We start from the raw sequence: 19,239 nt of genomic DNA on the forward strand, positions 1-19,239 counted from the left end.
ACACCGCGGCGTGGGGGCTGTCAGGCCCGAGTCAGGGCGGATTCAGGGGCGGCGGGCCTGGGTGGGCCAGCGGCGGTTGATCACGAAGACGCCGGCCGCCAGGACGATCAGCGCGCCGCCCATGACGCCGAGGGCGATGCCCATCCCTCCGGAGGACTCCTGCGAGGAGGCCTTCGTGGTGGTGGAGTCCTTGCCCGAGGTGTCGGCGGCGCCGCCCGCCTGGGCCTGTGAACCTGAGCCCTCGCTCTCGCCGCCCCCGGTGTCCGCGCTCTTCGGGGGCACCAGCTCGCCCACCGGGGTGACCTTGCCGGCGGACTGGAACCCCCAGTCGAGGAGACGGGCGGTCTCCTTGTAGACGGCGTCGCGTTCCTTGCCGGAAGGGTTCATGACCGTGACGAGAAGGACCCGGCCGCCCCGTTCCGCGACACCGGTGAAGGTGGCTCCCGCGTTGGTCGTGTTGCCGTTCTTGACCCCGGCGATGCCCTTGTAAGGGCTGAGGCCGTAGGAACCGCTGAGGAGGCGATTGGTGTTCTGGATCTCGAAGGACGGCCGCTTCTTGCCCTTCTTCGCCTCCGCGGGGAACTGGGCTCGCAGGGTCGCGGAGTACTCCCGGAAGTCCTTCTTCTGGAGCCCCGACCGGGCGATCAGGGTCAGGTCGTACGCGGAGGAGACCTGCTCTGCCTCGTCGTACCCGTCGGGGGAGACGACCTTGGTGTCGAGTGCCTGGAGTTCTTCGGCGTGCTTCTGCATATCGGCGACGGTCTGCGGGATGCCGCCGTTCATCGCGGAGAGGACACGCACGGCGTCGTTGCCGGAGCGGAGGAAGACGCCGAGCCACAGATCGTGGACCGAGTACGTCTGCTCCTCCTTGATGCCGACCAGGCTGGAGCCGGCCCCGAGACCGGCGAGGTCGGAAGGCGCGACCTTGTGGTTCTGCGTCTTCGGGAACTTGGGCAGGACGGTGTCCGCGAACAGCATCTTCAGAGTGCTGGCGGGCGGCAGCCGCCAGTGGGCGTTGTGTGCGGCGAGGACCGCGCCGGATTCGGCGTCGGCGACGATCCAGGACCGGCCGGTCAGATCCTTCGGCAGGACAGGGGCGCCCGCCCCGAGATCGACCTGGGTGCCGGGCTTGCCGAGCCGGACCCCGCCCACCGAGGACATCATGCTCGGTGGCTTGATCGTCTCCTTCTTGTCCTTGGGCTTCTCGTCCGCGTAGGCGACGGGGGCCAGGGCGGACCAGGACAAGGCGGAGGCGACCAGCAACGCGGTCACCCTCTTCGTGGGGGCGAGGATGGCAGACACGGTCGAGAAGGTACCGGCACTTCCTGGGAGCGCTTCGCGCGAGGTGCTCCCTGCCCGCTGCGGTACTGGGGTCGCTGTCCGGAAGTGGCCGTGAAGATGGCGGGAACACCCTGCTCGGGTGGCGGCGGCGGGGCTGTGAGGAGGGAGTGGGCCGGGGCGGTCGGTCCGGTCGGCCACGGACCCGGCGCCACCCTGTGAGCGGGCACGCCGGAGCGGTCGCGATACTGAGGTCATGAAGCTCAGCCGCCCCGTCTCCTGGTTCCTGCTCGCCTTCGGGGTGTGGAGCTGGGTCATCTGGATCACTTTCGCCAAGAATCTGTGGAAGGACGGCAGCGGCCTCGCCTTCGACGACGCGGGCGACCCGACCGGATACTTCTGGGTTCACCTGCTGCTCGCCGTTGTGTCCTTTGTTCTGGGGACGGTGGTGGGGGCCATCGGGTTGCGTGGGGTGCGTGCACTGCGGGCCGGTTCATAGATTCGGAGGTTCGGGCGCCGGTCGCTCGCGCGCGGGAGGGTAATCCGCGTCACAGCACCCGTTCGGGGTCTCTTCCGGGTCCAGGGAACTCAGGGACCGGGAGCGGTAGTTACACAGAGTGAGTCAGCACAGGAAAAATGGGGGGTCCGATGCTGGTCGTGCTTCTGATCGGCCTGACCGTCTTCACGGTGATCACCGGTCTCCAGTGGTACGTGTGGCGGCGCATGGTGCGTGACACCACGGTCAAGGGCACGGTGGCCCGTCGTCTGGGATCGGCGGTGTTCGTGGCCGGCCCGCTGTTGATGCTCGGCGCGCTGGCGAGCGGGCGGCTCGGGGCGCCCTTCTGGTTGCAGCAGACACTCGCCTGGCCGGGCTACTTCTGGGTGGCTCTGATGCTGTACCTGATGCTCGCGCTGCTTGTGGGCGAGGGGGTCCGGCCGCTGTTGAGACGTTTCCTCGATCGCCGGGACGCCGGGCGAGCCAGCGGTCGTGGACCGCGGACTGCGCAGGGTGCGGGGACGGGCCGGGGGGCCGGATCTGGGGTCGTTGAACCCGGGGGCATCGGTTCTGGCCCTGCCGGTCCTGGCACGGTCGGTCCTGGCACTGCCGGTCCCGAAGGTGACGCGCCCGGAGGTATTGGTCCTGGGGGCGCCGGGGCGCAGACCTTGGTGGGGACCGCTGTGGGGGTTCCTGCTGGGGCTGAGCCCGCTGAGCCCGCTGAGCCCGCTGGGGCGGATGCGGGTGTAGGCGCGGATACGGGTGCCTCGGGTGCGCTGAGCGGGGTCGGTGCAGGTTCGGCCGTGGTGGCCGAGGCCAGGACCGGAGCGGGTGCCTCCGCCGGTACGGGGTCCCTGCGTACGGCGGAGGCCGTGACCTCTTCGGACGGGGATCTCTCCGTCGCTCACCCCGATACGGCCGGCGTCACTCTCGTCGGCCACGCCCCGTCCACCGGCCACGCCCCGGCTACTGGGCCTGCCTCGGTCGCCGGTTCTGCCTCGGGTACAGAGCCCACCGAGCTCACCGGATCCGCTGATGGCGCCGGACATGTCGGCCGCGACGGGCCGACCGGGTCAGTCGGGTCGGCCCGGCCGACTGGGTCCACCGAGCTGATCGAGGGTTCTGACCGCGCCGAGACTGTTGGCCGGAGCCGGGCCGCCGAGGGGGTCCAGCCGGTGGAGGTGACCCAGCTCGTCGGGGCAGACCGGGCCGCTGGGGTCGGCGGGACCGCGACGGCGGGGCCGTCGCGGCGGTTGTTCGTCTCGCGGCTGGTCGCGGGCACCGCGTTCGCCGCGGCGACGGCCACCGTGGGTGCGGGTGCGTACGGGGTGCTCAACGGGCCCAAGGTGAAGCGGGTGACCGTGCCGCTCGCGAAGCTGCCGCGGTCCGCGCACGGCTTCCGGATAGCCGTGGTCAGCGACATCCACCTCGGTCCGATCCTGGGACGTTCCTTCGCCGAGCGGGTGGTGCGGACGATCAACTCCACGCAGCCCGATCTCATCGCCATTGTCGGGGACCTGGTCGACGGCGATGTGGCGGACCTGGGGCCGGCCGCCGAGCCGCTGGCGCGGTTGCGGGCCAGACATGGGACGTACTTCGTCACGGGAAACCATGAGTACTTCTCGGGTGCGGAGCAGTGGGTGGACGAGGTTCGGGACCTGGGCCTTCACCCGATGGAGAACGTCCGTACGGAGCTGCCCGGGTTCGATCTCGCAGGGGTCAACGACCTGGCGGGGGAGGGCGAGGGGGACGGGCCCGACTTCGAGCGGGCTCTCGGGGGCCGCGACACCGCACGGGCCTCGGTACTGCTCGCGCATCAGCCGATCGTGATCCATGACGCCGTACGTCACGGGGTGGACCTCCAGCTCTCCGGGCATACGCACGGCGGACAGCTGTGGCCGGTGAGCTATCTCGCCGGATTCCAGAATCCGACCCTGGCGGGGCTGGAGCGTTACGGGGACACCCAGCTCTATGTCACTCGGGGTGCCGGGGCCTGGGGGCCGCCCGTGCGGGTCGGGGCGGAGTCGGACATCACCGTGGTGGAACTCGCTTCGAAGCAGGCGTGAGTTCGGCCCCCTCGTGGCCCTTACGACTTCACGGTCCGCGGTGGAGCGTGTGAGCCGGTAGGCCGGCGGGGTTGGTGGGTCTGCGGGGTGGTGCGGTGATGGCGTGTGTCCGTGGACGCGGTGGTGCGACCGGCGGGTTCAGGCCACGGATTGGTTCATGGGACGCGGCCGGGTGTTGGAGGTCCTGCGGTCGGTGGGGTCGGTCGGGGTCGGCGACGTGGGTCCGGGCTCGTACCAGCTGTGCGAGGAAGGTGTGGCGACAGGCAGGCTGAGCAGCGTGGGGTGTCGGTGGTCTGGTGCCGTACGGGTGGCGTGACGCGGGGTTGCGCGGGGTTCGCGTATCTGTCCGAGTGGCCTGTGGCCGCGTTGGTGGTCGGCTCGTGCGATTGCCGGGGGCTGAGGTGTGCTCTGTCCCTGTTCGCCCGGTCCGGGCCGGGGCGGGCCTGCTTCAGGCAGGGTGTCGCGCGGTCGGACGTGGCCGAATCTCCATGGGTTCGCGACACTTCCGGGACACCGTACGGCCGTCGGAGCCTGCATCATGTGTCGCACCCGTGTGCGTCGTGTGGGTGCTGTGTTTCGAGCGGTGGAGGAGGGGACGGTGTCGCGTCGCAATGTCTTCCGCCTCCCGCGTCATCCCGCGTCCGTGGCCCTCGCCCGGCGGCGCGTGCATGACCATCTGATCGCGTGGGGACGTACCGAGGGTGACGGTTCGCTGGACGACACGGTGTTGCTGATCTCGGAGCTCGCCACCAACTCGGTTCGATACGGACCTGGTTCGGAGGGGGAGTTCGAGGTCGCCGTCACGGTTCTCGCGGACGGCGCGTGCTTCATCGAGGTCACCGATGCGAGTGGGCAGAGTCCTCGAATACGGGGGGCGGGCACCTGGTACGAGGAGGGTGGGCGCGGGCTGCGGCTGGTGGAGACGCTTACCGAGGCGTGGGGCGTCTGGCATCGGGGATGCGGTGGCACGACGGTGTGGGCCCTGGTGCCCGTGACGCCCACACCTCTGCCAGGGGGCACCCCCGCCCCGTGACACGCCCCCTCCGTGACACCCCAGCCTCGTGACACCCCAGCCTCGGGCCGCGCTGATGTACCCCCTACCCGGCCGCGCCTTGCACCGGGAGGGACACCAGTACCGTGAGGCCGCCGTTCGGCCGGGGCTGTACCGTCACGTGGCCTCCGTGTGCCTCGACGACCCCGCGGACGATGGCCATTCCCAGGCCGCTGCCCGCGCCTCCGCCCGCGCCTCCGCCCAGGCCGCTGCCCGCGCCTCCGCCCGTGCCACTGCCACTGCCACTGCCAGTGCCAGTGCCAGTGCCTCCGCCCGCGCGGAAGAAGCGGTCGAACACCCGGGACACGTCCTCCTCGGCCAGCCCCGGGCCACGGTCCGCCACCGAGAGCCGGACCACGGAGTCCACCCGTTCCACCGTCAGCGTGACCGCCGTGGAGGCGGGCGTGTGCACGCGGACGTTGCCGACCAGGTTCCCCAGCACCTGACGCAACCCGGACTCGTCCGCGTACACCAGCAGCACCCCGTCGGCCGCTACCGTCACGGGCCGCTCGGGTTGCTGCACCCGGAGGTCCGCAGCGGCCTCGCGGGCCAGGGCGCACAGGTCGACGTTGCGCAGCCGCAGCTCGGGCCGCTGGTCCAGGCGGGCGAGGGTGAGCAGTTCGTCCACCAGGTGGTGCATCCGGTCCACCTCGGAGTTGATCCTGGTCCAGGCCCGGGCGCGTTCACCGGGGGCGATCAGCATCCCCTTCTCGTAGAGCTGGAGATAGCCGCGGATCGCGGACAGCGGGGTGCGCAGCTCGTGCGAGGCGTCCGCGACGAACCGTCGCAGCTGCTCCGCGCTGCGCTCCCGGGTCAGATACGCGGTCTCGACCTGCTGGAGCATGGAGTTGAGCGCGAGCCGCAGCTGTTCGACCTCCGTGGCCGGATGCTTGCTGGACGGGACCCGGCGGGTCAGATCGCCGTCGGCGATCGCGGACGCGGTCTCGACCATGCCCTCCAGCGGACGCAGCCGGTGGCGCGCGCCGATCATCGTGAGCACCGCGAGCAGACCCAGCAGCACCGCGCTGAGCCCGAGATCGGCCCGTAGGGCCTTGCGGATGTTGGCGTGCACGGCCTCGGTCGACGCGGCCAGCAGCACCGTCGTCCCGTCGTCGAGCATGGCGGCGACCGCGCGGTGCGGCTCGCCGTCCAGTGTCACGTCCTGGACCCGGGCGTCGCGGGCGAGGCCCGCGGCGTCGTCGACCGCGGCGGCGAGCGCGCGTTGGCGCCCGGTGGGCTCCAGGGCCGCCACCCGGATGGGTCCGCCGGTCGTGTCCAGTGCCACGAACAGGGAGTTCGAGTGGGGCAGCGCACCCGGCTGGTCGCCCTTCGGGGAGAGCTGGTCGAGGGCGATGCCCAGTTCGCTGAGGGTCTCGATCTGCTGGAGGGTGAGCCGGGAGTGCTGGAGGGCGGAGCGGGTGGCGTGCAGCTGGTCGTCGATGCTGTCGAGGAAGAAGTGCCGCATCCCCATCATGCTCACGGCGCTCGCGACGACGATCCCGAGGGCGAGCAGTCCGACGTTGAGCAGGGTCAGCTTGGCGCGCAGGGACCGTGCCCCGCGGTGCGGCCGGTGGCGCCGGTACGCGCGAGAGACCATGGCCGTCAGACGAGCCCGTAGCCGACCCCGCGCCGGGTCGTGATCAACGGCGGCCCCAGCGCGTCGAGTTTGCGGCGCAGATAGCTGATGTACGTCTCCACCACGGTCGACTCGGCCGCGTGCTCGTACTGCCACACATGACGTAGGAGCTGTTCCTTCGGGACGATCTGCCCGGCGTTGCGGACGAGGAAGCGCAGCAGCGCGTACTCGGTGGGGGTGAGCTGAGTGCTGCGGCCGGCGCGGCGGACGCTGTACGTCGTCTCGTCGAGCTCCAGGTCGCCGTGGCGCAGCGGCGGGCGGCGGGGGAGGACGTCGGCGGGGCGGGTGCGGCGCAGGACGGCGGCGATCCGGGCGACCACCTCGTCGATGTGGAACGGTTTGGTGATGTAGTCGTCGCCGACGCCGAGGGCCCCGACGATCTCGGCGGGCGCGTCCCGGGCGGTGAGGAAGACGATCGCCGTCTCCGGTTGCGCGGTGCGCAGTTCCCGTCCGAGCTCGCGGCCGTCGCCGTCGGGGAGCATCACATCGAGGAGCACGGCGTCCGGGCGGACCCGCTCGACGAGGTACCGGGCCTGGCGGACGGTGGCCGCGGTGGACACCTCGAAGCCGTGGTAGCGCAGGGCGATGGACAGGACGTCGGCGATGCTCGGCTCGTCCTCGACGACGAGCACCCCGGCGCCCGGGAGCCCTGTCGGGTCGCCGCCTGTGGGCCCGGCGTTCCCTGGCGGGGCGTCGCTGTTGCCCCCGGGGTTCCCTGGCCGGGCGTCGCTCGTACCTCCGGGGCTCCCCGGCCGGGTGTCGCCTGTGCCTCCGGCGTTCCTTGGCGGGCCCTCGCTCGTGGCACCGGCCGCGGCGGAGCCGCCGGAACCGCCCGGGTCCCGTCCCTCCACCGCACCGGCGCCGCGCTGCTGACTGGGCTCGCTCATGCCCTCAGTATCGGTCCCGTGACCGTCCCGGTGACTGTTCAGAGCTTGGGAGTTCCCTGAGAAATAGGGGGAGTTGGCGGCGCGAATGGCACCGGACGGCACGGGGGACGACACCGGACGGCCGGGGACAGTCATGGCTGCCCGTCGTACCGGCGCCCACGCGAGCTGTCGTCCTGGCGCCGTCGCCCCCGAGCGGTGGAGAACCCTGGGAGTCCGTTGGGAAGCCTGGGAGTCCGCTGGGAAGCCTGTGAGCCGGTTGGGAACCCTGGGAGTCGGTTGGGAGTCCCGTCCGGGGCGTCCCGCGTGCCTCCTCACCGTCCGATGCTGGGTCCGACCCGGGGGGCCGAGTGCGGCGCGGCGGTGATCGGCGGCGACTTGGGCCGCCGGTGTCCGCCGTGCCGCGTGAACAGAAGGAGCGGACGACGTGGCGGCATTGGCGCGCTGGTGCTACCGGCACCGGCTGGTGGTCCTGGTGCTGTGGGTGGGGGTGCTGTTCGGCCTCGGTACGGCGGGTTCCTCCGCCGGAGCCGACTATTCCAACGACTTCTCCCTGCCCGGTACCGACTCCGCGCAGGCGTACGACCTGCTGGAGAAGGCGTTCCCGGACAGTGCCGGGGACGCGGGCACGGTGGTGTGGCGGGTCGACGACGGCTCGGTGCGCGACGACGGCGTACGGTCGCGGATCGAACCCGCGCTGCGTGAGATCGCCGCGATGAAGGGCATCGGCGCGGTAGCCGGTCCGTACGGGGACGGTCCCGCGGCCGCCGCGCGGATCAGCGAGGACGGCCGGACGGCCTTCGCGGAGGTCAGCTTCACCGAGCAGGCGAACTCCGTGCCGACGGAACTCGCGCAGGACGTGGTGGACACGGCGCAGAACGTGGTGGACACGGCGCGGGGCGCGGGCGTCGACGGGCTGGAGGTCGAGGTCGGCGGCCAGGCCATCGCCCGTATCCAGCAGCCGCACGCCGGCACTTCGGAACTCGTCGGCATCGTGGCCGCCGCCGTCGTGCTGTTCCTCGCGTTCGGCTCGCTGTTCGCGATGCTGCTGCCCATCGTCGTCGCCGTGTTCGGCGTCGGTACGGGGATGCTCGGCACGATGCTGCTGAGCCACGGCACCCCGGTCCCGGACCTGGCCCCGCTGCTGGGCTCGCTGATCGGGCTCGGGGTGGGTATCGACTACGCGCTGTTCATCGTGACCCGGCACCGGCGGGGTCTGCTGCGCGGCGACGTGACCGAGGAGTCGGCCGTCGCGGCGCTGAACACCTCGGGGCGGGCCGTCGTCTTCGCGGGCGCCACGGTCTGCATCGCGCTCGCGGGCATGCTCGTCACGAATCTGCGGTTCCTGGACGGGGTCGTCATCGCCGCGTCCCTGACGGTGGTCCTCAGCGTGCTCGCCGCGGTGACGCTGCTGCCCGCGCTGCTCGGGTTCATCGGCACACGCGTGCTCAGCCGCCGTCAGCGGCGCGCGCTCGCGGTGGACGGTCCGGAGCGGTCGGAGCCGAGCGGACTCGCCGCGCGCTGGTCGGTGCGGGTGGAGCGGCGGCCGAAAGCCATCGCGGCCGTGGCGCTGGTGGTGATGGCCGCGCTGGCCGTACCGGTCCTGTCGATGCGGCTGGGCGCCACCGACCAGGGCAACCACCAGGAGGATCTGACCACCCGGCAGGCGTACGACATCCTGGCGGACGGTTTCGGGCCGGGCTTCAACGGTCCGCTGGTCGTCGTCGCGCAGGGCGCCGAACCGGCCGCGCTGGAACGGCTGGTGAGCGGTGTCCAGGCCGACGAAGGGGTGGCGCGGGCCGCTCTCGCGCCGCCCGCGAACGGGGTGTCCGTCGTCCGGATCGTCCCCACCACGTCACCGCAGTCCGTGGAGACCGACCGGCTGATCGACCGGCTGCGCGGGGATCTGCTGCCCGACGCGGGTGTGGAGGGCCATGTCGGCGGGGTCACGGCGGTGTTCAAGGACTTCGCCGCGCAGACGGCCGACCGGCTGCCGTACTTCGTCGGGACGATCATCGGCCTGGGCGTCGTCCTGCTGATGATCGCGTTCCGTTCGCTCGTCGTCCCGCTGACGGCGGCCCTGATGAACCTCGTCGCGGCGGCGGCCTCGTTCGGGGTGCTGGTCGCGATCTTCCAGTGGGGCTGGGGCACCGAGCTGATCGGGGTCGGCAAGGAGGGCCCGATCAGCGCGTTCCTGCCCGTCATCATGCTGTCGCTGCTGTTCGGGCTGTCGATGGACTACCAGGTGTTCCTGGTCAGCCGGATGCACGAGGAGTGGGTGCACACCGGGGACAACGCGCGAGCGGTCCGGGTGGGGCTCGCCGAGACCAGCCGCGTCATCAACTGCGCCGCGCTCATCATGATCTGCGTCTTCTCCGCGTTCGTGCTGAGCGGGGACATGGAGGGTGCGGTCGCGGGCGTGGGGCTCGCGGTGGCGGTCGCCGTGGACGCGTTCGTCCTGCGGACGGCGCTGGTCCCGGCCGTGATGCATCTGCTGGGCCGGGCCAACTGGTGGCTGCCCGGGTGGCTGGAACGGCGCCTTCCGCATCTGGCGGTCGAAGCGCCGGAGGCCCCCGTACGGGAGGCGGGGCGTGAGGCGGCCGGAGCGCTCGCGAAGGGCGGCGCGGTGCTCCACGGGTTCATCCGTACGACGGAGGGCGGACCTGTCGCGGGGGCGACGGTGACCCTCCGCTCGGTCGAGGGCGATCGGCTGGACCGGGTGACCTCGCCGGCGGACGGCTCGTACATCCTCGCGGCCCCGGCCCCCGGCCCGTATCTGCTGGTCACGGGCGCGGAGGGGCTCGGGGAACGGACCCTGCGGGTCATGGTGCCCGCAGCCCCGATGGTCCACGACGTGGAACTGGCGGGGGAGGGGGTACGGGGGTGAGCCGCGCGGTCGGGTGAGGTGCGGGGGGTGTGGGCGGGCTTGTGCGGGTGGTGCGGGTGGTGCGGCCGTCGGGGAGGCGGGCGGCGGCCCGTCCGGGTCGGTACGGGGCCGTCGGGGAGGTGGGCGGTCGCCCGTCCGGGGCGGTACGGGGCCGTGGGGGAGGGGTCGCGGCGGCCTGTCCGGGTCGGTGCGTGTGGCGATGCCCGCGCCTCCTGCCCGGACGGGCCCGCGCCACGACGGGCCGCCGATCGTCCTACCCCTCGCGACTGCTGGGTCCCCCGAGCCTCGATCCCCCGAACCCGTTTCCCCGACTGCCCGACTGCCCGACTGCCCGAAGCTCCGACTCCCGTCTGCTGGCTATCGGCTGCCGGTCCCGTCCGCGGGCTCCGGCTCCCCGGGCTCGGGCCGTGTGTCGCGCTCGGCCTCGGGACGGAAGTCGGCGAACAGTTCGTACACCTCGCGGACCAGTGGGCGCAGTACCCGGAACCGGGCCAGCGACACGCCCCGGGCGGTGAGCCTGGCCCCGCGCCGGGCCAGCTTGCGGCTCCGCTCGTGCCCCTCGGAGCGGTCGAAGACCCAGTACAGGACCAGTCCCATCTGGGCGAGCCACAACATCTCGGGGACGATGTCGGCGAGGTCGTCCGGCACCTTCGCCTTCGAACCGGCGAGCACCTCCCGGTGCACGTCGATCGCCGCGTCCCGGGCACCCTCGGACTCCGGTGAGAAGGGGCTGAGCGGGCTCTCGGGGTCGGCCGCGTTCTTGAAGAACTGCGCGGCGAACTCGTGGTACGGCTCCGAGATGTCCACCCAGGCGGTGAGCACCCCGGCCAGCCGGGCCTCGAAGTCCGTCTCCCTGTCGAGGATCGGGCGCACCGCTCTCGCGTGCTCGACGGAGATCCGGTCGTAGACCCCCTGGATCAGGTGTTCCTTGCCGTCGAAGTAGTAGTACGCGTTGCCGACGGAGACGCCCGCCTCCTTGGCGATGGCCCGCATCGTCGTCTTGTCGTAGCCGCGCTCCTGGAACAGCCGGAGCGCGGTCTCCAGGATGAGGGTGCGGGTCTGCTCGCTCTTCGCGGACTTCTCCGCACCCGCGCCCGCACTGGTACCTGTGCCCGCGCCCCCACCTGTACCTGTTGTACCTGTAGCCGGAGCACCACCTGTGCCGGTACCTGAAGCACCTGTACCTGGAGCACCCGGAGCCGCTGGGGTACCCGTCCCGGGACGCTCCCCGGCGGGTGCGGGTGCGGGTGCGGGTGCGGGTGCGGGTGCGGCGGACGGCTGCTGCGTCGGCTTCGGGGGATTCGTGGGATTCGTGGGCTTCGCCGGGGGATCGTTTCGTGCGGGCACGGTGTCAGAGCCTAGTCAGTCGCACAGGAACCGTCGGCACAGGAGGGACCCGGCCGGACCCCGCCCCCCTGCGCACCCGTGCCACCGGGGTCCCACGCGCTGGCCGAGGGCCCGTGCCGGACGTCGGCCGGGGAGCCACCCCGTGTGTCGGCCCTGGCCCGCGCCGGAGTGCTCCGCGGCGGCTGCCCCATGAACACCCACCCCTCGTCGGGCCGGTACTGCCAACCGTCGGTGGTCCGGTAGGGGGCCTGGCCCCCGGCGAGCGGGTCCCGCCCCCCGACGGGACCCGCTCCCCTCCTTCCGCCGGAAGCGCTCCCCGCGTTGCGCTTGCGCTGGGCGAACAGGGCCTCCCGGTACTTCGAGGCCGCGACCACCGCGCCCTTGGCGAGCTTGGCGCCCTGCGGGGTGCTGAGCCGGTGGGCCATCGGCCGGTACTCGGCGAGGGCCCAGAGGCAGACCACCCAGGCGTTGGCGCCCCGGTAGACCTGGCCACCGTCCGCGACGACGGTGATGTCGACCAGGGTCGACGCGTGGTTCAGCCGGGGGAACCTCCGCCGCGCCTCCGGCGACCCGGCCGGTACGAAGTCCAGCCGGACCAGCTGCGGCTGACGCGCCAGCCAGTCACGCAGGAACCCGCAGAGCGGGCACCCGGCGTCGTAGAGGACGGTCAGCCCCCGGACGGCGGGTGGCCGCTGGTACCCGCCGGGCGCGGGTGCGCTCGGCGGCGCGTCCGGCGGGGGTGCGCTCGGCGGTGCGGGCCTTTGCGGTACGCCTGCCTGTCGGGGCGTGTGTGGCACGCCTGTCTGTGCGAGCGGCGTTCCGGGCGTGAGCGGTACGTCTGCCCGTCCGGGTGCGTGCGGTGAGTCCTGCGTTCCTGGCGCGTGCGGTGAGTCGGGCGGTCCGGGTGTGCGCGGTACATCTGCCCGTCCGGGCGTGTGCGGCGTACGCGGGTCGGTGGGCGGTCGCGCGTCCGTGGACACGGCCGTCACGCCTTGGCGGTGGGCGGGGCCCACGGACCCTGGTTCCCGGTGTACTCCTGCGGAGGCACCGGCGGAAGCTGCTCCCGCTCCATGATGCCCCGCCGCCGGATCTTGTTCAGCACCCACACATTGCCGAGGTGCAGCACCCCGAGGACCAGCAGGACGACGCCGAGCTTCGTCGAGAGCGCCTCGAACACCTCCCGGGCCTCGGTGATCCGCTCCTCCTGCGTCAGATACAGCGCGACGAAACCGAGGTTGATCAGATAGAACCCGACCACCAGCAGATGGTTGACGGCGTCCGCGAGCCTCTCGTTGCCCCGCAGCACGTCGGACAGGAAGATCCGCCCGTTCCGGCTCAGGGTGCGCGCGACCCACACCGTCAGTCCGATGCTGACGACGATGTAGACGAGATACGCGATCCACGTGAGGTCTTGTCCCTTTTCCACGGTCCCCACCCCTTCAAGGCCATGCCCATGCCAGGCCATGGCGCATCTTGAACACGTTCAAAAACGCTGACAGTGGAGACTGTAGACCCGTTTTTGAACACGTTCAAGTGAGCTGTGCGGGGTGTCCGGGGAGCGCCAAGTGCCCGGGGAGCCCGGGGAACGCGGAGTGCCCGGCAACGCGAAGGACCGCCCGGACGGTGTGCGTCCGGGCGGTCGAGAGTGGCGCGGCAAGAGCTTCGAAGTCGGGCGGGGAGGACGGAAGCCGCGTCCGGGCGGCTTGGGCGCACCGTTCAGGCGTCAGCCGATCGCGATCCGGCTCCGCCAATGGCTGTTGGGACCGACCATCTCGCCTCCGTCCCCGGACAGCGCTGTACGGGACCCTGGATGGAACCGCACCGAACCGTCGCTGCGCACCGCCCAGATATCGGGGACGGAGTCGTTGTCCGCGTCGGGTGTGCCCATCACGAACGGGACACTCGCGACGGTCCAGTTGGCCGCTCCGTAGGTGGTGTCCGCGCCGCCCAGGGAGTTGGCCGCGGCGGCGAGCGAGACGAGATCCACCCCGCCACCGGTCGCCGGCTTGCCCTTGCGGAGCATCAGCTTGCCGGATTCGGACCGGTACACGAGATCCGCGACGGCGTCGCCGCTGACGTCGTACGCCTGGCTGGAGGCCCGCCGACTCAAGCCGGGCATGACCCTGCTCACCGACGACGCCGACACCGTCATCGTCACGGCGAACCGCGAGTACACCCGCCACGCACGCACGTACAACCTGACGGTCGAGGACTTGCATTCGTACTGTGTGCTGGCGGGGGATACGCCGGTCCTGGTTCATAATTCTGGCGGATGCCCGACGGACGTGGCATTGGGGCTCCGTAAGAATGGCCTGAGAGGATTCGCCGATGGTAAGGGATATACCCACTATCTAGATAGCGATATTTGGGAGGTTGAGGTTCGTTCGGCCGCTCATAACCCGAACGTCAGGCTTCATGTATCACTCGACGGATTCCGTGGAGCCAATCCTGGCGAGCAGTTCTCTAGCGCTTACAAGAGCGGTAGCGGGAGCAATTGGTTTGCGACGGAGCGGGAGATGTACCACGTAGGGAAGGCCGTACGAGTTGGTGATCGTTCATGGGATAGCGTCACATTCTATTGAGGTGGGTCCGTAGTGCGGGTTCCTCGGCCTGGTTTTCTTTCCGGAGGGTGAAATGGCGCCGATAGTAGAGTGGGAGCGCGAGTTCCAAGTTTGGCAGTATTCCGTCAGCCACTCCGTGCTGCTCCTGCGTAGCGTGAACGTGGAAGGCTTTGAGACGCGGATCGATGTTCTCTTCGCAGCGGTTGAGTTGATGCACCTGCAACCTTACTGTGCTCGCTTGAAAATCAGCGAGGCAACCGATGTGGAGCGGGGGCAAATTCTGGGTGGCCGACTAGCGGCAGAGCTCCCCGGAACGCTGTACCTCCTCAATGGGGGAGAAGGGTATGTTCTAGCACGACGGTGCTCCTGGCACGAGGATCTTGGTGATCACCACGCCCCCTCCAAGTTCGGCCCGCTCAAGGGGACAGAGTAGTTTTGAATTGCCGGACCTGAAGGTCTATCCCCGGCTCATTTCCAGGGAGAAAGATCAGATGCTCCCCGGCCGCGCTCGTCGGCTCCAGGGCCTTGACGTAGTAACGCTGGGCCAGGCCGCGCAGTCCTTTGTCCACGGCCATGCAGTCGGTCAGGTACAGCAGAACCGCAGAGATGTACCTGGAGGCGGCCGACGCTCCCGCCCCACACGAAAGCCGCCGTACCCCCACCCGGGGATACGGCGGCCCTCGCGTACGTCCTGAGGCCCGACCGGTCAGGTCAGAAGCGGCGCGTGATCAACGCCCGCTTCACCTCCTGGATCGCCTTCGTGACCTCGATACCGCGCGGGCACGCGTCCGTGCAGTTGAACGTGGTGCGGCAGCGCCACACGCCGTCCTTGTCGTTGAGGATCTCCAGCCGCTGCTCGCCGGCCTCGTCGCGCGAGTCGAAGATGAAGCGGTGGGCGTTGACGATCGCGGCCGGGCCGAAGTACTGGCCGTCGTTCCAGAACACCGGGCAGGACGACGTGCACGCCGCGCACAGGATGCACTTGGTGGTGTCGTCGAACCGCTCGCGGTCCTCCGCGCTCTGGAGGCGCTCACGCGTCGGCTCGTTGCCCTTGGTGATCAGGAACGGCATGACGTCGCGGTACGCCTGGAAGAACGGGTCCATGTCGACGATCAGGTCCTTGAGGACCGTCAGACCCTTGATGGGCTCGACCATGATCGGCTTGTCGGGGTTGATGTCCTTGATCAGGGTCTTGCACGCCAGCCGGTTGCGGCCGTTGATCCGCATCGCGTCCGAGCCGCAGATGCCGTGGGCGCAGGAACGGCGGAACGTCAGGGTGCCGTCCAGGTCCCACTTGATCTTGTGCAGCCCGTCGAGGACCCGCTCCTTGGGGTCGATCTCGAACTGGAAGTCCTCCCACACGGCTTCCGCGGCGACCTCGGGGTTGAAGCGGCGGATGCGGAAGGTGACCGTGATCAGGTGCGAGGCGGCGGACTCGGCCTCCACCTTGTCGAGTACGGGAGTAGCCATCAGTACGTACGCTCCATCGGCTGGTAGCGGGTCTGGACGACCGGCTTGTAGTCGAGACGGATGGTCTCGGAGCCATCGGCGCCGACCTCGCGGTACGCCATGGTGTGGCGCATGAAGTTGACGTCGTCGCGGTTGGGGTAGTCCTCGCGGTAGTGGCCGCCCCGGGACTCCTTGCGGGCCAGCGCGGAGACGGCCATGACCTCGGCCAGGTCGAGCAGGTTGCCCAGCTCGATGGCCTCCAGCAGGTCCGTGTTGAACCGCTTGCCCTTGTCCTGGACGGACACGTTCCGGTACCGCGCGCGCAGCTCGGCGATCTTGTCGACCGCCGTCTTGATGGTCTGCTCCGTACGGAACACCATCACATTGGCGTCCATCGTGTCCTGGAGCTCCCGGCGCAGCTCCGCGACCCGCTCGGTGCCGGTCGACGCCCGCAGGTGCTCGACCTGGTCGACGACCAGACGCGCCGGGTCCTCCGGCAGCTCCACGTAACCGCTCTTCGCCGAGTACTCGGCGGCGGCGATGCCCGCGCGGCGCCCGAAGACGTTGATGTCCAGGAGCGAGTTGGTGCCGAGACGGTTGGCGCCGTGCACGGAGACACAGGCGACCTCGCCGGCCGCGTACAGGCCCGGGACGACGGTGGTGTTGTCCGAGAGGACCTCACCCTCGACGTTCGTCGGGATGCCGCCCATGGCGTAGTGCGCGGTCGGCTGGATCGGGATCGGGTCCGTGTACGGCTCGATGCCCAGGTAGGTACGCGCGAACTCCGTGATGTCCGGGAGCTTGGCGTCCAGCTGCTCCGGCGGGAGGTGCGTGAGGTCCAGGTACACATGGTCGCCCTCGGGACCGCAGCCGCGGCCCTCGCGGATCTCCGTGTAGATGGACCGGGAGACGACGTCACGGGACGCGAGGTCCTTCATGACCGGCGCGTACTTCTCCATGAAGCGCTCGCCGTCCTTGTTGCGCAGGATGCCGCCCTCACCGCGGGCGCCCTCCGTCAGCAGGATGCCCATGCGCCAGATGCCGGTCGGGTGGAACTGGAAGAACTCCATGTCCTCCAGCGGCAGCCCGCGCCGGTACACGGCGGCCTGGCCGTCACCGGTGAGGGTGTGCGCGTTGGAGGTCACCTTGAAGAACTTGCCGGTGCCGCCGGAGGCGTAGATCACGGCCTTCGCCTGGAAGACATGGATCTCACCGGTCGCCAGCTCGTAGGCGACGACGCCCGACGAGTGCTTGACGCCGTCGACCTCGGTGATCAGCTGGTCGAGGACGTAGAACTCGTTGAAGAACTCGACGCCCTCCTTGACGCAGTTCTGGTACAGCGTCTGGAGGATCATGTGGCCGGTGCGGTCGGCCGCGTAGCAGGAGCGGCGCACCGGGGCCTCGCCGTGGTTGCGGGAGTGCCCGCCGAACCGGCGCTGGTCGATGGTGCCGTTCGGGGTCCGGTTGAACGGCAGACCCATCTTCTCCAGGTCGAGGACGGCGTCGATGGCCTCCTTCGCGAGGATCTCGGCGGCGTCCTGGTCGACCAGGTAGTCACCGCCCTTGATCGTGTCGAAGGTGTGCCACTCCCAGTTGTCCTCCTCCACATTGGCGAGCGCGGCGGCCATACCGCCCTGCGCGGCGCCCGTGTGGGAGCGGGTGGGGTAGAGCTTCGTCAGCACGGCGGTGCGGCTGCGCTTCGTCGCCTCGATGGCGGCGCGCATGCCGGCGCCGCCGGCGCCGACGATGACGGTGTCGTACTTGTGGATCTTCATAGCGGTTGCCTCAGCCCCGTGCCTAGCGGATGTTCGGGTCGAAGGTGAAGATCACCAGCGTGCCCAGCAGGATCGTGAACACCGTCGCGGTGTAGAGCAGGCCCTTCAGCCACAGCCGGGTGCCGGCGCGCTCGGCGTAGTCGTTGATGACCGTGCGCAGGCCGTTGCCGCCGTGCAGCATGGCGAGCCACAGCATCACCAGGTCCCAGGTCTGCCACCACGGGGAGGCCCAGCGGCCCGCCACGAAGGCGAAGCCGATCTTGGACACACCGCCGTCGAGCACCAGCTGGATCAGCAGGTGTCCGAGGACCAGCACGACGAGCACGATGCCGGACAGGCGCATGAACAGCCACCCGTACAGCTCGAAGTTGCCGCGGGTCGACTTGGGGGTGCGGCCGGTGCGCTTGCGCGGGGCCTCGATCAGCGGCGCCGGGTTGTCGGCGTCGTAGAGCGGCGCGCCCTCGACGGCGCCCACCCCGGCGGTGCCGGGGGACTGTGCGGAGAGATCGGTCGACATGCGCGTCAGCTCCCGAAGACTTCACGTACGGCGTGGCCGAGCACGGGGTACAGGGCCCCGACCATCAGCACGGCCCAGATGCCGACCACGGTCCACAGCATCTGCTTCTGGTAGCGGGGACCCTTCGACCAGAAGTCGACGGCGATGACCCGCAGGCCGTTGAGCGCGTGGAAGAGGACTGCGGCGACGAGGCCGTATTCCAGCAGCGCGACGAGCGGCGTCTTGTAGGTGGCGACGACTTCGTCGTACGCCTCGGGGGAGACCCGCACGAGGGCGGTGTCCAGCACATGTACGAACAGGAAGAAGAAGATGAGGACGCCGGTGACTCGATGAGCCACCCAGGACCACATTCCTTCCCGGCCGCGGTACAGCGTTCCAGCCGGCACGGAAGAACCCTCCGGGAGCGGGGATCAGGGCCTGCCGGCTTGGGGTGTCGGTCTGGCCCGGCCGGGTACGGTCCACCGGCCCCGGCCATCGTAGCGACGTGTTGTCGGAACGTTCACGCGGGGCCCGGCGGTGTGATCAAACAGGCAATCAAACTGATGCGTACGGGCTATCGGGACGGCCCGAACCGGTCGATTTCCGGCCTTCCTGGCCGGACCCCGTCCCCTCCGGAATCGCCGGGTCCGCCGGGCCGGTGTCCGAAAAGACCCTGTCGTCGTCCACCGGACCCGTACGCGACAGCCGGGTGAGCCGGCCCCGGGCGAGCCGCCGCAGTTCCTCCGCGGTCACCGCCCGCTCGTCGTCGGGGTCGTGGCCGAGCCGGGTGCGGATGGCCGCGAGGACCCGGTCGAGGGTTTCCTCGGGCGGGCAGTCGTCGAGACAGAGCACGAACGCGTGTCCGAACCGGCTCTCGTACGCGGCGTGCGCGGCGCTCAGCGCGGTGTCGGCTGCCGAGTACCCCTGGCCGGGCCCGCCCGCGGGATGCGTGCGGGACTCGCGCGCGAGCGCTTCCGTGAGGTCGGCGTGGGCGAGGTCGTACGCCGCCTCGTCGGCCGCGGCCAGCAGGGTCTCCAGATCGCGGTAGGGCCGGTGCGCGGTGAGCCGCTGGGCCCAGCGGTGGCTGGCGCAGCAGCCGAGGAAGGCGGTCAGCGCGTCGGCCGGGGCGGCGGTGTTCAGCCGCACGAGTCCGGCGGGCGTGACGGGCGGCGGAGCGGGCGCGGGGGTCCGCTGCTGGGACGGTACGGCGGCGCGACCGGGCGGTCGTGGAAACCCTTGGGAGGGCAGTGTTGCTCCTAGGCGCGAGGCGGCGGTGCCGGGTTCGGCGGTGCCTGGTGTCGGCGGGGGTGTCG

The 19,239-nt window shown here is 70.5% G+C and carries 16 protein-coding genes and 1 pseudogene; 5 read left to right on the plus strand and 12 right to left on the minus strand.

All coding sequences use genetic code 11. The features are described from left to right. Window positions 1-42: 42 nt before the first annotated feature. Window positions 43-1,293 carry a D-alanyl-D-alanine carboxypeptidase family protein gene (locus tag AB852_RS05270; RefSeq protein WP_483883353.1) on the minus strand — a complete coding sequence of 417 codons (1,251 nt, stop codon included), beginning with the start codon at window positions 1,291-1,293 and terminating at the stop codon, window positions 43-45. Between the two features lie 241 nt (window positions 1,294-1,534). Here AB852_RS05270 and AB852_RS05275 point away from each other — a divergent pair, with 241 nt between their 5' ends. The 3 genes from AB852_RS05275 (at window position 1,535) to AB852_RS05285 (ending at window position 4,873) form a co-directional block, all read left to right on the plus strand. After that, window positions 1,535-1,777, plus strand: coding sequence for an SCO4848 family membrane protein (locus tag AB852_RS05275; protein ID WP_073783979.1), 243 nt, complete (start codon window positions 1,535-1,537; stop codon window positions 1,775-1,777). 800 nt (window positions 1,778-2,577) lie between these two features. Continuing rightward, a complete protein-coding gene (locus AB852_RS05280) occupies window positions 2,578-3,840 on the plus strand; it encodes a metallophosphoesterase (RefSeq protein ID WP_425444149.1) in 1,263 nt (420 codons plus the stop codon). Window positions 3,841-4,438: 598 nt separating this feature from the next. Further along, the gene (locus AB852_RS05285; RefSeq protein ID WP_073783981.1) at window positions 4,439-4,873 is read left to right on the plus strand and encodes an ATP-binding protein; all 435 of its coding nucleotides are present in this window, start codon (window positions 4,439-4,441) and stop codon (window positions 4,871-4,873) included. 64 nt (window positions 4,874-4,937) lie between these two features. Here the strand turns inward: AB852_RS05285 and AB852_RS05290 are convergent, their stop codons facing one another. Continuing rightward, window positions 4,938-6,488 (minus strand): sensor histidine kinase, encoded by a 1,551-nt coding sequence (locus AB852_RS05290; protein ID WP_178390937.1) that lies wholly within the window; start codon window positions 6,486-6,488, stop codon window positions 4,938-4,940. Window positions 6,489-6,493: 5 nt separating this feature from the next. After that, window positions 6,494-7,159, minus strand: a complete 666-nt coding sequence (locus AB852_RS05295; RefSeq protein WP_073785478.1) for a response regulator transcription factor — start codon at window positions 7,157-7,159, stop codon at window positions 6,494-6,496. 688 nt (window positions 7,160-7,847) lie between these two features. Here AB852_RS05295 and AB852_RS05300 point away from each other — a divergent pair. Then, window positions 7,848-10,298 carry an MMPL family transporter gene (locus AB852_RS05300; protein WP_073783983.1) on the plus strand — a complete coding sequence of 817 codons (2,451 nt, stop codon included), beginning with the start codon at window positions 7,848-7,850 and terminating at the stop codon, window positions 10,296-10,298. A gap of 357 nt (window positions 10,299-10,655) precedes the next feature. Here the strand turns inward: AB852_RS05300 and AB852_RS05305 are convergent, their stop codons facing one another. The 4 genes and pseudogenes from AB852_RS05305 to AB852_RS05320 all read right to left on the minus strand — a co-directional run bounded on the left by AB852_RS05305 (window position 10,656) and on the right by AB852_RS05320 (window position 13,764). Further along, window positions 10,656-11,345 carry a TetR family transcriptional regulator gene (locus AB852_RS05305; protein ID WP_079184408.1) on the minus strand — a complete coding sequence of 230 codons (690 nt, stop codon included), beginning with the start codon at window positions 11,343-11,345 and terminating at the stop codon, window positions 10,656-10,658. 491 nt (window positions 11,346-11,836) lie between these two features. Then, window positions 11,837-12,316, minus strand: a pseudogene (locus tag AB852_RS40530) (thiol-disulfide oxidoreductase DCC family protein); the annotation flags it as partial. A 314-nt stretch (window positions 12,317-12,630) separates the two neighbouring features. Beyond that, window positions 12,631-13,071, minus strand: a complete 441-nt coding sequence (locus AB852_RS05315) for a hypothetical protein (RefSeq protein ID WP_245876609.1) — start codon at window positions 13,069-13,071, stop codon at window positions 12,631-12,633. Between the two features lie 297 nt (window positions 13,072-13,368). Then, window positions 13,369-13,764 carry a hypothetical protein gene (locus tag AB852_RS05320; protein WP_079184307.1) on the minus strand — a complete coding sequence of 132 codons (396 nt, stop codon included), beginning with the start codon at window positions 13,762-13,764 and terminating at the stop codon, window positions 13,369-13,371. Between AB852_RS05320 and AB852_RS05325 the strand changes: the two genes are divergently transcribed. Beyond that, the gene (locus AB852_RS05325) at window positions 13,763-14,227 is read left to right on the plus strand and encodes a polymorphic toxin type 27 domain-containing protein (RefSeq protein ID WP_079184308.1); all 465 of its coding nucleotides are present in this window, start codon (window positions 13,763-13,765) and stop codon (window positions 14,225-14,227) included. The two genes, AB852_RS05320 and AB852_RS05325, sit on opposite strands and share 2 nt — an antisense overlap. A gap of 690 nt (window positions 14,228-14,917) precedes the next feature. Here the strand turns inward: AB852_RS05325 and AB852_RS05335 are convergent. From AB852_RS05335 to AB852_RS40535, 5 genes are all read right to left on the minus strand, one after another. Beyond that, window positions 14,918-15,676 (minus strand): succinate dehydrogenase iron-sulfur subunit, encoded by a 759-nt coding sequence (locus AB852_RS05335; protein WP_073783995.1) that lies wholly within the window; start codon window positions 15,674-15,676, stop codon window positions 14,918-14,920. Then, the gene (sdhA, locus tag AB852_RS05340; protein WP_073783997.1) at window positions 15,676-17,430 is read right to left on the minus strand and encodes a succinate dehydrogenase flavoprotein subunit; all 1,755 of its coding nucleotides are present in this window, start codon (window positions 17,428-17,430) and stop codon (window positions 15,676-15,678) included. Before sdhA ends, AB852_RS05335 begins: the two co-directional genes overlap by 1 nt. Window positions 17,431-17,452: 22 nt before the next feature. After that, window positions 17,453-17,947: a succinate dehydrogenase hydrophobic membrane anchor subunit gene (locus AB852_RS05345; RefSeq protein WP_073783999.1), complete on the minus strand. Its 495-nt coding sequence runs from the start codon at window positions 17,945-17,947 to the stop codon at window positions 17,453-17,455. 5 nt (window positions 17,948-17,952) lie between these two features. Further along, on the minus strand, window positions 17,953-18,333 hold the full coding sequence (gene sdhC / locus AB852_RS05350) for a succinate dehydrogenase, cytochrome b556 subunit (protein WP_073784048.1): 381 nt from the start codon (window positions 18,331-18,333) through the stop codon (window positions 17,953-17,955). A gap of 148 nt (window positions 18,334-18,481) precedes the next feature. Next, window positions 18,482-19,072 carry a 2-oxo-4-hydroxy-4-carboxy-5-ureidoimidazoline decarboxylase gene (locus AB852_RS40535; RefSeq protein ID WP_399546229.1) on the minus strand — a complete coding sequence of 197 codons (591 nt, stop codon included), beginning with the start codon at window positions 19,070-19,072 and terminating at the stop codon, window positions 18,482-18,484. Between the last annotated feature and the right edge of the window lie 167 nt (window positions 19,073-19,239).

Origin of the sequence: Streptomyces uncialis, assembly GCF_001905345.1 — a bacterium.
Classification (GTDB): Bacteria; Actinomycetota; Actinomycetes; order Streptomycetales; family Streptomycetaceae; genus Streptomyces; species Streptomyces uncialis.

Coding starts and splice junctions, on each gene's coding strand:
- AB852_RS05335 (WP_073783995.1), bottom strand. CDS start 15,676: ATGGCTACTCCCGTACTCGACAAGGTGGAGGCCGAGTCCGCCGCCTCG.
- AB852_RS05290 (WP_178390937.1), bottom strand. CDS start 6,488: ATGGTCTCTCGCGCGTACCGGCGCCACCGGCCGCACCGCGGGGCACGG.
- AB852_RS05275 (WP_073783979.1), top strand. CDS start 1,535: ATGAAGCTCAGCCGCCCCGTCTCCTGGTTCCTGCTCGCCTTCGGGGTG.
- AB852_RS05320 (WP_079184307.1), bottom strand. CDS start 13,764: ATGCCCGGCTTGAGTCGGCGGGCCTCCAGCCAGGCGTACGACGTCAGC.
- AB852_RS05325 (WP_079184308.1), top strand. CDS start 13,763: ATGACCCTGCTCACCGACGACGCCGACACCGTCATCGTCACGGCGAAC.
- AB852_RS05345 (WP_073783999.1), bottom strand. CDS start 17,947: ATGTCGACCGATCTCTCCGCACAGTCCCCCGGCACCGCCGGGGTGGGC.
- sdhA (WP_073783997.1), bottom strand. CDS start 17,430: ATGAAGATCCACAAGTACGACACCGTCATCGTCGGCGCCGGCGGCGCC.